General features: G+C 69.3%; 10 protein-coding genes. 3 read left to right on the plus strand and 7 right to left on the minus strand.

Features of this window, described 5'->3' with window-relative positions; translation table 11 throughout:
* Positions 1 to 188: 188 nt before the first annotated feature.
* A complete protein-coding gene (locus ABFY07_RS05835; RefSeq protein ID WP_346173388.1) occupies positions 189 to 1,088 on the plus strand; it encodes a helix-turn-helix domain-containing protein in 900 nt (299 codons plus the stop codon).
* A gap of 19 nt (positions 1,089 to 1,107) precedes the next feature.
* Here the strand turns inward: ABFY07_RS05835 and ABFY07_RS05840 are convergent, their stop codons facing one another.
* Entirely contained in the window at positions 1,108 to 1,995 is an 888-nt protein-coding gene (locus ABFY07_RS05840) for a helix-turn-helix transcriptional regulator (protein WP_346173439.1), read from the minus strand.
* 804 nt (positions 1,996 to 2,799) lie between these two features.
* On the opposite strand from ABFY07_RS05840, the gene ABFY07_RS05845 reads away from it, so the two are divergent.
* Positions 2,800 to 3,213 (plus strand): hypothetical protein, encoded by a 414-nt coding sequence (locus ABFY07_RS05845; RefSeq protein ID WP_346173389.1) that lies wholly within the window; start codon positions 2,800 to 2,802, stop codon positions 3,211 to 3,213.
* A gap of 64 nt (positions 3,214 to 3,277) precedes the next feature.
* Here ABFY07_RS05845 and ABFY07_RS05850 read toward each other — a convergent pair whose 3' ends face one another.
* Complete coding sequence (locus ABFY07_RS05850) at positions 3,278 to 4,117, minus strand: alpha/beta hydrolase family protein (RefSeq protein ID WP_346173390.1); 840 nt, start codon at positions 4,115 to 4,117, stop codon at positions 3,278 to 3,280.
* A 301-nt stretch (positions 4,118 to 4,418) separates the two neighbouring features.
* On the opposite strand from ABFY07_RS05850, the gene ABFY07_RS05855 reads away from it, so the two are divergent.
* On the plus strand, positions 4,419 to 6,479 hold the full coding sequence (locus tag ABFY07_RS05855) for a PIG-L family deacetylase (protein WP_428836860.1): 2,061 nt from the start codon (positions 4,419 to 4,421) through the stop codon (positions 6,477 to 6,479).
* A 175-nt stretch (positions 6,480 to 6,654) separates the two neighbouring features.
* On the opposite strand, the gene tuf is transcribed toward ABFY07_RS05855, so the two are convergent.
* The 5 genes from tuf to ABFY07_RS05880 form a co-directional block, all read right to left on the minus strand.
* A complete protein-coding gene (gene tuf, locus ABFY07_RS05860; RefSeq protein ID WP_065962966.1) occupies positions 6,655 to 7,848 on the minus strand; it encodes an elongation factor Tu in 1,194 nt (397 codons plus the stop codon).
* A gap of 223 nt (positions 7,849 to 8,071) precedes the next feature.
* Entirely contained in the window at positions 8,072 to 10,195 is a 2,124-nt protein-coding gene (gene fusA / locus ABFY07_RS05865; protein ID WP_346173392.1) for an elongation factor G, read from the minus strand.
* Positions 10,196 to 10,233: 38 nt separating this feature from the next.
* Positions 10,234 to 10,704: a 30S ribosomal protein S7 gene (gene rpsG, locus ABFY07_RS05870; RefSeq protein WP_030835073.1), complete on the minus strand. Its 471-nt coding sequence runs from the start codon at positions 10,702 to 10,704 to the stop codon at positions 10,234 to 10,236.
* A 2-nt stretch (positions 10,705 to 10,706) separates the two neighbouring features.
* A complete protein-coding gene (gene rpsL / locus ABFY07_RS05875) occupies positions 10,707 to 11,078 on the minus strand; it encodes a 30S ribosomal protein S12 (RefSeq protein WP_003948652.1) in 372 nt (123 codons plus the stop codon).
* Between the two features lie 379 nt (positions 11,079 to 11,457).
* On the minus strand, positions 11,458 to 15,357 hold the full coding sequence (locus ABFY07_RS05880) for a DNA-directed RNA polymerase subunit beta' (protein WP_346173393.1): 3,900 nt from the start codon (positions 15,355 to 15,357) through the stop codon (positions 11,458 to 11,460).
* Between the last annotated feature and the right edge of the window lie 39 nt (positions 15,358 to 15,396).

Raw genomic sequence — 15,396 nt, forward strand, 5'->3', positions numbered from 1 at the left:
CGCGGGTGATTCCGCCCCACCGGGCTGGCGCTGGGGCGGTTCGGCGGGGCAGGCTCGGGCTCGACAACCCCAGACATGCGACGGCCCCCGGCCGGGACTGCCATCCCGTTCGAGGGCCTGACCACCGAGGAAGAGGCAACTTCCCGATGGCTGAGCAGCAGCTTAACGCGCACCCGCGTGCCCGTTCCGTGGTTTCCCGATCCGCAGGCGGAGTCACCCAGATCAGTGACTACCAGCCCAGGCGGTACACGATCATCGGCGACCACCTCACCCAGCACCGCGACCTCTCGCTGACCGCGATCGGACTCGGCGCCCACATCCAGTCGCTACCCGACGGCGCGGCCGTGGACATCCGCACCCTGGCCGGGAAGTTCACGGAAGGCCGGGAGCGGATCGCCGCCGCACTGCGGGAGTTGGAGGACCACGGATACATCAGGCGGATCCGGGAGCGTACGCCCGAGGGGCGGATCGTCACCCGGACCCTCTCGTACAACGTCCCACGAACCGACAGCGACCGCCACACGGCGGAGCCCGTGGCCGAGCCGATCGCCGAGCAGCCCGCCCCGCCCGCGCCCGAACCCGTCGTACGACCCCCGGCGGCGGCCACCCCGCCGCCACCCCCGCCGAGCAGCAACGCCACCCCCGCACCACGCCCCCCGAACCACCGCCGCGCCCCGCCCCCGCCGCCGGCCCCCGAGCCCACCGCGCCCGCCCCGGAGCGCCACCGCACCGCCGCCGCGCTCCTCGCCGAACTGCGCCGCGACGACGCCCGCTTACTACTCGCCGAGCGCAACGTACGCCGCCTCGCGCCGGGCGTGGCCGCCTGGCTGGAGCGCGGCGCCGCCCCCGACGCCGTGCGCCGCACCCTGGCCACGGCCCTTCCCCCGGACCTGCGCCACCCCGCCGCCCTCCTCGCCCACCGCCTCACCGCACTGCTCCCGCCACCCCTCCCGGCGGCCGAACCCAGGTCGCGCCCCGTCCCCCTGCAGAACTGCGACGGCTGCGACCGCGCCTTCCGCGCGTCTCACCCCGGCCTCTGCCGCGACTGCCGGATGACATCCCCTGTACACGGACCCGCAGCCGCGTAACCCACTTCCAACGAGGGCGTCAGGCCAGCGCGAGGGGCGTCGTGGGGGCCACTGAGCAACTGGACAGTACGAGCAGCAGATCGCCCACCGTGGCCCCGCTACCGAGGCCCAGCTCCGACACGGGTACCGCGTGGGGCAATGCTCGGGAGGCGACGCCCAGCAGGTGAAGCGTGGTGTCCTCGCCGCGCACGGCGAGCAGCGCCGACGCGTCGTCCGGCGCGATCTGGTCGAGCACGGCGCTCAACCGGTCCTGGACCACAGCACACACCACGGTCAGCCGGTCCGGCTCACTCCGTGGCAGCGCGCACATGGTCCGCACGGTCTCCGGCTGCCCGAGCGCGTGCTCCAGCGTCTGCATCACCGCAGTGCGCTCGGCCCGCCATTCGTCCTGGGCGCAGAGGATCTTCACCAGTGGCAGACCCTCGTCCAGGTCTCGCTGCCATTGCGGCAGCATCAGGTCGATCAGCAACGCCTCCTCGCGGAGAGGGGCGCTCGACCCGTCCCCCACGCCGATCAGGTTGAGCCACTGATTCACTTCGGCCCAGCGCCATACCTGCGACCGCCCCACCGAACCTTCGGGCTCGGGGAACGGCTGGTCGCCGCGCCGCTCGCCGCCGACCCACTGGAGCACGTTCTGCCTGCTGCGCTCGGTCCGCTCGGCGATGTCACCCACGCCCACCAGCTCCGGGTCCAGCCGGATGATCCGAAGGCCAGGCAGTGCCCGGCGGAGGCGGGCGACGATGCGGTGTGCGGCCTCGATGGCGTCCGCTCCGGTTTCGGCGACATCCAGCAGGTGCCGGTCGCGGTGCCTGGTCAGCAGGCCGTCGAACTGGTCGAAGACGATACCCACCGCTTGGTCGTCATCGACAGAGATGCCTTCCACGACGAACAGAAACTCGTACTCCATGGCGCCCACTCCCCCAAACTCGTGCCGTACGAACGGCCGTGTCAGCGTTCGCCGCCTCTCACTGGCAGCGTTACCCAGCCCAGCCGTGTTGTCAAACGACAACAACCCTTACGGGGTACGGCGCGGGTCCCCCTCAGGCAGCGGGCAGAGCGCGGCGCGCGCCGCGATTCTCCGGGCCGCGCGGTCGGCGTTCTGGGGGGTACCGGGCACGGGAATGGTCAGGCAGCGACCCTCGCACGGGCAGTACAGCCGCCCCCAGTGCCCTTCCTTCCTGATCGTCCACCCCCGGGCCACCAGCCGCTCGAGCGCCATCCGGACCTCCTTCTTCGGATGATCCGCGGCAGACAGCTCCCGCCCGACCATGCACGCCCTCCCCAACCGCCTTGATGGCATGGGTGGTTGTCCGTCAACCACCGTGGCGCATGACCCTACTACCGAGATACGACAATCACCGAAACTGATGATCAATTGGTAGGGGTGCTGATCAACCCGGTAAATCGTGTGGATGTTCGCATGCCAAGCGGGCGGGGCATCGGAGATCCCTGCGCAGTCCGGAACGGGCCGCGCGACGAAGCCGGTGATCCGGTCCATCGGGGCGGTGGTGCTCGGGCGTGGACACCACCCTCCCGGCCGCCGATTACCGCGCCCGCCGGGGACCAAGGGGCAGCCCTCAGCTCAGGAGATGCTCAACAAACGCGGCGGATGGTTCACGGCCGGAAACGCCCCGGCTAGCCTTCGGGCGCAACTCCTCCGCAGCGCAGGCCCGTTGACGTGGTCTGTCCGGAGAAAATCAAGGAGCACCACATGCCCAAGCTTCGGAAGCCCACCAGGGGAACCGTCCTGCGAGCGGGCGCGGCCATCGCCGCCGCCGTCGCGCTGCCGGTCCTGGCCTCGCCGAACGCCCACGCCATCGCTTGGGACCACACGATGCACTCGGACGACGGGGACCCCGGTGCCCGCCTGCGGTTCGAGGCCAATGGCGACATCGTCGAGATCTGCGACATCGAGGCCGACGGCTTCGCCGCCTACGCGGAGATCTACGATTACAAAACCGGTCAGAGCCGTACTCTCACCGTCGGCGGCAACGGCAACTGCAAGCAACGCGACGCCTCCGACTACGGATGGAACCTCGTCGAGGGCCGTAAGTACGGCTTCACGGTGGCCCTGACGGAGGGCACCTACCTCGCCTACCCGGACAACGCCGACTGGACGGCCTGACCCAGCTCCCGTCCCCGGACTCCCCGCGACCGCTGCCCGGCTGAACTCTGACGGCCGGCGCCCCTCACGCGGCCACCGGGCTGCGGCCGAGGAAGTCCACGACCGTACGGGCCAGCGCGAGGCGGTGGTCGGACAAGGCGTGGTCGGTCGGGAAGACGTGGTGTTCCAGCCGGGGCACGGGTTGCGCCTCGTACGCCTTGACCAGCGGCTCGTGGTGGGCCTCATGCGGGGTCACGGGGTCCCGGCTGGTGCCGAGGAGGAGGACCGGGCGGTCGGCCAGGCTGGGGGCCAGCTCGGCGAGGCTCCAGGCGTCTCCGGCGGCCTCCATTTCGGCGACGAGCGCTTCGCCGCTGGTGCCCCGCAGCGGCAGCAACTCCTCGTCGAACGCCTCCACGTACGCACGGCGCACCGCCGGGTCGGTGAGGGTGGGGGCGACCGCGCCGAAGTCGAAGCCGGAGACGGACGCGACCGCGCCGATGGTGGGGTCGTTCGCGGCCGTCATGAGGGCCGCGAAGCCGCCGAGGCTGTGGCCCACGAGGGCCAGGCGCCCCGGGTCGAGGCGGTGGGCCCGGGCGACCTCGTCGGTGCGGATCTCGGCGGCGACCCGGGCGGCGTCCTCCAGGACGTGGGCCCAGGACCAGGTGCCGCCCATGCCCCACGAGCCCCGGTAGTGGAACACCAGGGCCGCGTATCCCACCCGCCGCAGCGCCTGGGCCAGGTCGAAGTTGCGCTCGTTGCCGGGGAAGCCGTGCAGGACGACGACGACCGGGTGCGGTCCGGGACCCGCGGGGAGGTGCAGGACTCCTTGCAGGGTCTCGCCGCCGCTGGTGAACCGCAGCGCCGGAGTGCTCGCCGCCGGGGACAGCGTGGGTTGCGGGTCGGACGTGAGGAAGTCGGCGGCCATTCCCTCTCCACTTCTGGCGTCAAAAACCTCATTGCTTGCCCGGAGCGGGCGCCCGCAAACCTTTTCTTGCCCGATTCGTGACCGACACCATGCCGTAAACGGACAACCTTCGAAGATCACCAGTCGTCCCTTAGCACGGAGAAGCAGCCGGGGACAACGTGCTGCACAACGGGACGGGGTCACCAGGTTGAACATTCGAGCCTCCGCACCTGCCGACACAAGCAGGACCACCAGCAGGACCGCAGACGGTTCCACAGGCGGGCCGGCAGGCGGGCGCACGCGCCGGCAAGCGCTCGCCGCGCTGGCCGCGGTCACCGCCGCCACCGCCGCCGCCACGACGGCCTGCAGCGGCTCCCCGGGCGCCCCGACCGCCTCGGCCGTCCCGGCCCGGCCGCTGTCCCCGCGCGCCGCGGAGTCCTTCGCGGGCACCGAGAACGCGCTGCTGCTGCAGATCCTCGCCCACCCCGACGACGACCTGTACTTCATGAACCCGGACGCCGAGCACATGCTGCGCGCCGGCGTGCCCGTGGTCTGCGTGTACGTCACGGCGGGCGAGGCGGTCGGGCTCAACCGGGTGGCCGGCGCGCCCCTGCCGCGCCCCGACAAGCCCGCCTACTCCGCCGCCCGCCACCAGGGGCTGCGCCAGGCGTACGCCCAGATGCTCGGGCTCGACAAGTTCACCCGCTGGCGGCGCTCCGTGCTGCGGCTGCCCGGCGGCGTCACGGCGGAGACGAACGTACTGGGGAACGCCGGCCGCAGCGTGCGGCTGATCTTCCTCAACATCGCCATGCTGTCGCAGGGGAACGTGCGCCTCCCCCACCTGTGGGACGTCCCGGGCATCCTCATGCGCACGCTCGTCGCCGCCGACTCCCCGGTCAGGACGACCAGCACCTACAGCCACCAGACCCTCGTCGAGGTGCTCGCCTCGATCATGGACCGCTACCGGCCCACCGTGATCCACACCCTCGACCCGGACCCCGACTTCCAGGTGCACGACGCCAGGCACCCCCGCGACAACGACCAGCCGGGCTGCTCCGACCACCGGGACCACACCCCGGTCGCGCTGTTCGCCTGGAAGGCCATCGCGCAGTGGGCGGACGACGTGGCGCGGCGGGAGAAGCGGGCGCCGCGCTTCACGACCACCTCCTTCCGCGGCTACTACAACCAGCGCTGGCCGCACAACCTGCCGCCCGCCGTGCTCGCGCAGAAGGCCCGGGCCGTGGCGGCGTACGGCGGCAGCCCGGTGTGGAACTGCGGCAACCAGGCGGGCTGCGGCGACTACAGCCAGGGCGGCACCCGGCCGCTGACCAACCGCAAGGGCTGGATCCGCTCCACCCACTACCGCTACCCCAGCGCCCTGCCCACGCCCCTCACCGACCCCGACGGCCGCCTGGTCGCGTACGGCGTGCTGGGCGCCCAGGCCGTCCGCTGGCGCGAGACCGCGCCCGGCAGCGGGCGCTTCGGCGCCCCGCAGGGCCTGGGCGGCGGGCCGCTGGCCCCGGCGCTGTGCGCGGTGCGGGACTCCCGCGGCCGCCAGGTGGTGGTCGCGCTGCGGTTCTCCGCACTGGACGGGCAGGGCGGCGCCAACACCCGCGAGCTGGTGGCGCTCGAACAGCACACCCCGAACGGGTCGTTCCGCGCCTGGACGGGCCTCGGCACCCCCGAGCCCGACTCCGAGCGGGGGCGCCGGGTCGGCGCTCCGGCGGCCGTGGCCACCCCCGACGGGCGGGTCCACCTCTTCGTACGCACCGCCGACAAGGGCCTGGCCACCCGGGTGCGGGACGCGGCCGGGCACTGGAGCCCCTGGCAGCGGCTGGGCGGCGGCGAGATCCAGGACGGCCTGACCGTGCTGCTGGACCGGCAGGCCCGGGTGCACGTCGTCGCGGCGGGCCGGGACACCGTGCACCACTGGGCCCAGGACCGGCCGGGCGGCCCGGTCGCGCTCCGGCCGCTCGCGGGCCTGCCGGTGCCGGGCGAGCAGCCGGGCGCCGTGCTCACCCCGGACGGTTCGGTCGCGGTCGTCTACCGCTCCCCCGCCGCCGCGGTGCCCTACCTCCACGGCGACGGCGCCTCCGTACCGCTGCCCCACTTCGAGGGCTATGGCCCGGTCGCCGCCCACACCCCCGCCCCGTCCGGCGGTCGCCGGGCCCCGGTGGTGCTGCTGAGCCGGGACATGGACGGCGGGGTCCAGGTGCAGTACGGCACGGGCGCCCACGCCAGGCCGCTGCGCCCGGCGAGCCGGCTGGTCCCGGTCGGGACGCCCGCGCTGCTGGCGGGTGAGGGCGCGCAGGTGCACGTGGTGGGGATGTCCCCCGGCGCCACGCCCTGGATCTGGCACCCCCGCCCCACGTCCCGCGCCTGACCGGCCCCGGCCCGGCGCACCGCGCCTTGACTCCCCGCCCGAGCCGGCTCCCGCGGTGGGCCGGCCCGGCCGCCCCCGCCCCGGCGGGAAGCGCGGGCACGTCAAAGGCCCCGCGCCACCGTCCTCGCGGACGGGGTGCGGGGCCTTTGAACAGCCCGCTCCGAAGAGCTTCAGGTCACTTGATGATCTTGGTGACCTGGCCGGCGCCGACGGTCCGGCCACCCTCACGGATGGCGAACTTCAGGCCCTCCTCCATGGCGACCGGCTGGATCAGCTGGACCGACATCTCGGTGTTGTCGCCCGGCATGACCATCTCGGTGCCCTCGGGGAGGGTCACAACGCCCGTCACGTCCGTGGTACGGAAGTAGAACTGCGGACGGTAGTTGTTGAAGAACGGGGTGTGGCGACCACCCTCGTCCTTCGACAGGATGTAGGCCTGGGCCTCGAACTCGGTGTGCGGGGTGACCGAACCGGGCTTGATGATGACCTGGCCGCGCTCGACGTCCTCGCGCTTGATGCCGCGGAGCAGCAGACCGACGTTCTCACCGGCCTGGCCCTCGTCGAGCAGCTTGCGGAACATCTCGATGCCGGTGACCGTGGTGGAGGTCTTCTCCGGCTTGATGCCGATGATGTCGACGTTCTCGTTGACCTTCAGCACACCGCGCTCGATACGGCCGGTGACGACCGTACCGCGACCGGTGATGGTGAAGACGTCCTCGATCGGCATCAGGAACGGCTTGTCGACGTCGCGCTCCGGCTGCGGGATGGCCTCGTCGACGGCGTTCATCAGGTTGAGGACGGACTCGCCCCACTCCTTGTCGCCCTCGAGCGCCTTGAGCGCCGAGACCTTCACGACCGGGACGTCGTCGCCCGGGAACTCGTACTCGGAGAGGAGCTCACGCACCTCGAGCTCGACGAGCTCCAGGATCTCCTCGTCGTCCACCATGTCGGCCTTGTTCAGGGCGACGACGATGTACGGAACGCCGACCTGGCGGGCCAGGAGCACGTGCTCCTTGGTCTGCGGCATCGGGCCGTCGGTGGCGGCGACCACCAGGATGGCGCCGTCCATCTGCGCCGCACCGGTGATCATGTTCTTGATGTAGTCCGCGTGACCGGGGCAGTCGACGTGCGCGTAGTGACGCGACTCGGTCTGGTACTCGACGTGCGCGATGGAGATGGTGATACCGCGCTGACGCTCCTCAGGAGCCTTGTCGATCTGATCGAAGGCCGAGGCCTCGTTCAGGTCCGGGTACTTGTCGTGCAGCACCTTGGTGATCGCCGCGGTAAGGGTCGTCTTACCGTGGTCGATGTGACCGATGGTGCCGATGTTGACGTGCGGCTTAGTCCGCTCGAACTTCGCCTTCGCCACTGGGGTCCTCCTGTGGAGTGGTTCTGTACGCATCCACATTTTGCGGATGGGTTCAGGTGGTCTTACCGAACCGGCCAGGACCCCGAGGGGGATGCCCTTCGCCGTATTCGTTTGGGGGCCGGCGGCCGGGGCCCGTCACAGACGCCACGATGAGCGATCTGTGACGGATTGCCCCGATGCCTTTGCTCCAGCCTAAAGGGTGGGAAACGCGGATGAACCCGCCTTACTCGCCCTTGGCCTTCGCGATGATCTCCTCGGCGACGTTCTTGGGAACCTCGGCGTAGGAGTCGAACTGCATGGAGTAGCTGGCACGACCGGAGGTCTTGCTCCGGAGGTCGCCCACGTAACCGAACATCTCCGACAGCGGAACCAGGCCGGTGACCAGCTTGGCGCCACTGCGGTCCTCCATGGACTGGATCTGTCCACGGCGGGAGTTGATGTCACCGATCACGTCGCCCATGTAGTCCTCGGGCGTGGTGACCTCGACCTTCATCATCGGCTCGAGCAGGGCCGGGGAGGCCTTGCGGGCGGCCTCCTTGAAGGCCATCGAACCGGCGATCTTGAAGGCCATCTCGGAGGAGTCGACCTCGTGGTACGCACCGTCGAGGAGCGTGACCTTGACACCGGTCAGCGGGTAGCCCGCGAGCACGCCGAACTCCATGGCCTCCTGGCAGCCCGCGTCCACGGACGGGATGTACTCCCGCGGGATGCGGCCACCGGTGACCTTGTTCTCGAACTCGTAGCCGTCGCCCTCCAGCGGCTCCAGTGCGATCTGCACCTTCGCGAACTGGCCGGAACCACCGGTCTGCTTCTTGTGGGTGTAGTCCACCCGCTCGACGCTCTTGCGGAGCGTCTCACGGTAGGCCACCTGCGGCTTGCCGACGTTGGCCTCGACCTTGAACTCACGCTTCATACGGTCGACCAGCACGTCGAGGTGCAGCTCGCCCATACCCGCGATGATGGTCTGGCCGGTCTCCTCGTTGGTCTTGACCCGGAACGACGGGTCCTCCTCAGCGAGGCGCTGGATCGCCACACCCAGCTTCTCCTGGTCGCCCTTCGACTTGGGCTCGATGGCGACCTCGATGACCGGGGCCGGGAAGTCCATCGACTCCAGGATCACCGGGTTCGCCGGGTCGCAGAGGGTCTCACCGGTGGTGGTCTGCTTCAGACCCATGACGGCGACGATGTCGCCGGCACCCACCGAGTCGATCTCCTCACGCTTGTTGGCGTGCATCCGGTAGATCTTGCCGATGCGCTCCTTCTTGCCCTTCACGGAGTTCTGCACCTGGGTGCCGGTCTCCATGCGGCCCGAGTAGACCCGGACGAAGGTGAGCTTGCCGAGGTGCGGGTCGCTCATGATCTTGAACGCCAGGCCCGCGAAGGGCTCGTCGTCCGACGGCTTGCGCTTGATGACCTCGTCGGGGTCCTTCACCGAGTGGCCCTCGACGGCCTCGATGTCCAGCGGCGAGGGGAGGTAGCGCACGACCGCGTCCAGCAGCGGCTGAACACCCTTGTTCTTGAAGGCGGTGCCACAGAACACGGGGGTGATCGTCGGCGAGCCCTCGGTGCCGGTCGACGCGATGGTGATACGGCGGATCGCCGCGTACAGCTGCTCCACGGTGGGCTCCTCGCCCTCCAGGTACAGCTCCATCATCTGCTCGTCGTTCTCGGCGACGGCCTCGAGGAGCTTGCCGCGCCACTCGTCGGCGGCCTCGAGGTGGGTGTCCGGGATGTCGACGGTGTCGTACATCTCGCCCTTGGTCGCCTCGGCGGACCAGACCAGCGCCTTCATGGTGACGAGGTCGACGACACCCTTGAAGTCGGCCTCGGTACCGATCGGCAGCTGCATGACCAGCGGCACCGCGCCCAGGCGGTCCACGATCATGTCCACACAGCGGTGGAACTCGGCACCGGTGCGGTCGAGCTTGTTGACGAAGCAGATGCGCGGCACGTTGTAACGGTCCGCCTGACGCCACACAGTCTCGGACTGCGGCTCCACACCGGCCACACCGTCGAACACCGTCACGGCGCCGTCGAGCACGCGCAGCGAGCGCTCCACCTCGACGGTGAAGTCGACGTGGCCCGGGGTGTCGATGATGTTGATGGTGTGATCGACGTTCTCGAGCGGCCAGTGACAGGTCGTCGCGGCCGACGTGATCGTGATGCCGCGCTCCTGCTCCTGCTCCATCCAGTCCATGGTGGCAGCGCCGTCGTGGACCTCACCGATCTTGTAGCTCACGCCGGTGTAGAACAGGATCCGCTCGGTGGTGGTCGTCTTGCCCGCGTCGATGTGGGCCATGATCCCGATGTTGCGGACCTTGGCCAGGTCAAGTGAAGTGGTGGCCATATGGCTCAGTCTTCTCTCGGTTCTCGATGGGGTAGCGACTACCAGCGGTAGTGCGCGAAGGCCTTGTTGGACTCGGCCATCTTGTGGGTGTCCTCGCGACGCTTGACGGAGGCGCCCAGACCGTTGCTGGCGTCCAGCAGCTCGTTCATCAGACGCTCGGTCATGGTCTTCTCGCGACGGGCGCGGGAGTAGCCCACGAGCCAGCGCAGCGCGAGGGTGGAGGAGCGGCCGGGGCGGACCTCGACCGGGACCTGGTAGGTGGCGCCACCGACACGACGGGAGCGGACCTCGAGGGTCGGCTTCACGTTCTCCAGCGCGCGCTTGAGCGTGATGACCGGGTCGTTGCCGGTCTTCTCGCGCAGACCCTCCATGGCGCCGTACACGATGCGCTCGGCGGTGGAGCGCTTGCCGTTCAGCAGCACCTTGTTGATGAGGGAGGTCACCAGAGGAGAGTTGTAGACCGGGTCGATGATGACCGGACGCTTCGGGGCGGGGCCCTTACGAGGCATTCTTACTTCTCCTTCTTGGCGCCGTAGCGGCTGCGAGCCTGCTTGCGGTTCTTGACGCCCTGCGTGTCGAGGGAGCCGCGGATGATCTTGTAACGAACACCCGGCAGGTCCTTCACACGACCGCCACGCACCAGCACGATGGAGTGCTCCTGCAGGTTGTGGCCCTCACCCGGGATGTAAGCGGTGACCTCGATGCCGCTGGTCAGACGCACACGCGCGACCTTACGCAGGGCCGAGTTCGGCTTCTTCGGGGTGGTCGTGAACACGCGCGTGCAGACACCACGGCGCTGGGGGGAACCCTCGAGCGCGGGCGTCTTGTTCTTCTCGACCTTGTCCTGCCGGCCCTTGCGGACCAGCTGCTGGATCGTAGGCACCGTTTCTCCGGTTTCTGTGTGCCAGTCTCGATAAAGCTAACCTGGGGTTTCTCCGACCCACGCGGTCGGGTGTGTCGCGCACTGCAGACCCCCGCGCGAAGTGCGGGAGAGTGCAGATTTCGGTGTCGACACCTCGGTCCCCCGCGGGAGGCCCCTCCCGGCCGTGGAGCCGGTGACGAGAGCGCATACGGGAGCCCAGGGACACCCCAGGCACAAGGTCAGAGCGTACCTACCGCATCGGCTCCGGTCAAAACAAATGCACACGCGGCAGGACACACCGAACCCGCAGCATAGCCGCAGGGCGGCCACCCCGCCATGGGGTGGCCGCCCTGCGAACGTCGGGCCTCGTGCCGGGATACCCGTGACCTGGCCGTACGACCTACTGGTTGTACGGGCCGTAGTCGTAGTCCTCCAGCGGGACCGCCTGGCCGGAGCCCGTGCCGAAGGGCGAGTAGTCGATGTCGTCGTAACCGACGGCCGAGTACATCGCGGCCTTCGCCTCCTCGGTCGGCTCGACCCGGATGTTGCGGTAGCGGGACAGGCCCGTACCGGCCGGGATGAGCTTACCGATGATCACGTTCTCCTTGAGGCCGATCAGGGAGTCCGACTTGGCGTTGATCGCCGCGTCGGTGAGCACCCGGGTCGTCTCCTGGAAGGACGCCGCCGACAGCCAGGACTCGGTCGCCAGCGAGGCCTTGGTGATACCCATCAGCTGCGGACGGCCGGAGGCCGGGTGGCCGCCTTCCTGGACCACGCGACGGTTCTCGGACTCGAAGCGCGAGCGCTCCACCAGCTCGCCCGGCAGCAGCTCCGCGTCGCCGGACTCGATGATCGTCACCCGGCGCAGCATCTGCCGGATGATGATCTCGATGTGCTTGTCGTGGATCGACACACCCTGCGAGTTGTAGACCTTCTGGACCTCGCCGACCAGGTGGACCTGGACGGCGCGCTGGCCGAGGATCCGCAGCACGTCGTGCGGGTTGGTGGCACCCACGGTCAGCGGCTGGCCGACCTCGACGTGGTCGCCCTCCTCCACCAGCAGACGGGCTCGCTTGGAGACACCGTAGGACGTCTCGTCGGAGCCGTCGTCCGGGGTGACGACGATCTTCTTGGTCTTCTCGGTCTCCTCGATCCGGACGCGGCCGGCCGCCTCCGAGATCGGGGCGACACCCTTGGGCGTACGGGCCTCGAAGAGCTCGACGACACGCGGCAGACCCTGTGTGATGTCCTCACCGGCCACACCACCGGTGTGGAAGGTACGCATCGTCAGCTGGGTGCCGGGCTCACCGATGGACTGGGCGGCGATGATGCCGACCGCCTCGCCGATGTCCACCAGCTTGCCGGTCGCCAGCGAGCGGCCGTAGCACATGGCGCAGGTGCCTACGGCGGACTCGCAGGTGAGCACCGAGCGGGTCTTGACGGTCTCCACGCCGTGGCGGACCAGCTCGTCGATGAGCACGTCGCCCAGGTCGGTACCGGCCGGGGCCAGCACCTTGCCGTCGACGACGATGTCCTCGGCGAGGCAGCGCGCGTACACGCTGGTCTCGACGTCGTCCGCCTTGCGCAGCACGCCGTCCGCGCCCCTGGCCGCGATCGCCAGCTTGAGGCCGCGGTCGGTGCCGCAGTCCTCCTCGCGGATGATCACGTCCTGGGAGACGTCCACCAGACGACGGGTCAGGTAACCCGAGTCGGCGGTGCGCAGCGCGGTGTCCGCGAGACCCTTACGGGCACCGTGGGTGGAGATGAAGTACTCCAGCACGGAGAGACCCTCACGGAACGACGCCTTGATGGGCCGCGGGATGGTCTCGTTCTTCGCGTTGGACACCAGACCACGCATACCGGCGATCTGACGCATCTGCATCATGTTTCCGCGCGCGCCCGAGTCGACCATCATGAAGATCGGGTTGGTCTTCGGGAAGTTCGCGTTCATCGCCTCGGCGACCTCGTTGGTCGCCTTGGTCCAGATCGCGATGAGTTCCTGGGTGCGCTCGTCCTTGGTGATCAGACCGCGCTCGTACTGCTTCTGGACCTTCTCGTCCTGCGCCTCGTAGCCCTCGATGATGGCCTTCTTGGCCTCGGGGACGACGACGTCGGAGATCGCGACGGTGACACCGGAGCGGGTGGCCCAGTGGAAACCGGCCGCCTTCAGGTTGTCCAGGGTCGCCGCGACGATGACCTTCGGGTAGCGCTCGGCGAGGTCGTTGACGATCTCGGAGAGCTGCTTCTTGCCCACCGAGTAGTCGACGAACGGGTAGTCCTCGGGCAGCAGCTCGTTGAAGAGCGCGCGACCCAGGGTGGTGCGCAGCCGGAAGCTGTCACCCGGGGTCCAGGCGGGCTCGCCCTCCTCCGGAGCCGGCGGGGTCCAGCCGCGCGGCGGGACGGTGCCGATCGGGAAGCGGATGTCGATCTTCGCCTGGAGCGAGAGCTCCCGGGCGTCGAACGCCATGATCGCTTCGGCGACCGAGGCGAAGGACCGGCCCTCGCCGCGGACCTCGCGCTCCTCCTCGTCGGTGGTGAGGAAGAAGAGGCCGAGCACCATGTCCTGGGTGGGCATGGTCACCGGGCGGCCGTCGGCCGGCTTGAGGATGTTGTTCGAGGACAGCATCAGGATGCGGGCCTCGGCCTGGGCCTCCGCGGACAGCGGCAGGTGCACGGCCATCTGGTCACCGTCGAAGTCCGCGTTGAACGCGGTGCACACGAGCGGGTGGATCTGGATGGCCTTGCCCTCGACCAGCTGCGGCTCGAAGGCCTGGATGCCCAGACGGTGCAGGGTCGGCGCACGGTTCAGCAGCACCGGGTGCTCGGCGATGACCTCTTCGAGCACGTCGTACACGACCGTGCGGCCGCGCTCGACCATGCGCTTGGCCGACTTGATGTTCTGCGCGTGGTTCAGGTCCACCAGGCGCTTCATCACGAACGGCTTGAAGAGCTCCAGCGCCATGGCCTTGGGCAGACCGCACTGGTGGAGCTTGAGCTGCGGGCCGACGACGATGACCGAACGGGCCGAGTAGTCGACTCGCTTGCCGAGCAGGTTCTGACGGAAACGACCCTGCTTACCCTTCAGCATGTCGCTGAGGGACTTCAGCGGGCGGTTACCGGGGCCGGTCACCGGGCGGCCGCGGCGGCCGTTGTCGAACAGCGCGTCGACGGCCTCCTGCAGCATCCGCTTCTCGTTGTTCACGATGATCTCGGGCGCGCCGAGGTCAAGGAGACGCTTGAGGCGGTTGTTGCGGTTGATGACGCGGCGGTACAGGTCGTTCAGGTCGGAGGTCGCGAAGCGGCCACCGTCCAGCTGCACCATCGGACGCAGGTCCGGCGGGATCACCGGGATGCAGTCCAGCACCATGCCGTTGGGGCTGTTGCGGGTCTGCAGGAAGGCGGAGACGACCTTGAGGCGCTTGAGGGCGCGGGTCTTCTTCTGGCCCTTGCCGGTCCGGATGATCTCGCGGAGCTTCTCGGCCTCCTCGTCGAGGTCGAAGGACTCCAGGCGCTTCTGCAGGGCAGCGGCGCCCATGCCGCCCATGAAGTACGTGCCGAAGCGGTCGCGCAGCTCGCGGTAGAGCAGCTCGTCGCCCTCCAGGTCCTGGACCTTGAGGTTCTTGAAGCGGTTCCACACCTCGTCGAGCCGGTCGATCTCGCGCTGGGCGCGGTCGCGCAGCTGCTTCATCTCGCGCTCGGCGCCCTCGCGCACCTTGCGGCGCACATCGGCCTTGGCGCCCTCGGCCTCCAGCTCGGCGAGGTCCGCCTCGAGCTTCTTGGCGCGGGCCTCCAGGTCGGCGTCGCGGCGCTGCTCGATCTGCTGGCGCTCGACGGAGACATGGGCCTCCAGCGAGGGCAGGTCGCGCGTACGGCGCTCCTCGTCCACCCACGTGATCATGTAGGCGGCGAAGTAGATGACCTTCTCGAGGTCCTTCGGGGCGAGGTCGAGCAGGTAGCCCAGGCGCGACGGGACGCCCTTGAAGTACCAGATGTGGGTGACGGGGGCGGCCAGCTCGATGTGGCCCATCCGCTCACGGCGCACCTTGGCGCGCGTGACCTCGACGCCACAGCGCTCGCAGATGATGCCCTTGAAGCGGACGCGCTTGTACTTGCCGCAGTAGCACTCCCAGTCCCGGGTCGGACCGAAGATCTTCTCGCAGAAGAGTCCGTCCTTTTCGGGCTTGAGGGTGCGGTAGTTGATGGTCTCCGGCTTCTTGACCTCACCGTGGGACCACTGGCGGATGTCGTCAGCGGTGGCGAGGCCGATCCGCAGCTCGTCGAAGAAGTTGACGTCGAGCACTTGTCGTCAATCCCTCTTTCAGGGTCGTGTCTTCGGGTC

It is taken from the genome of Streptomyces sparsogenes subsp. cuspidosporus, from assembly GCF_039532705.1.
Lineage (GTDB): Bacteria > Actinomycetota > Actinomycetes > Streptomycetales > Streptomycetaceae > Streptomyces > Streptomyces sparsogenes.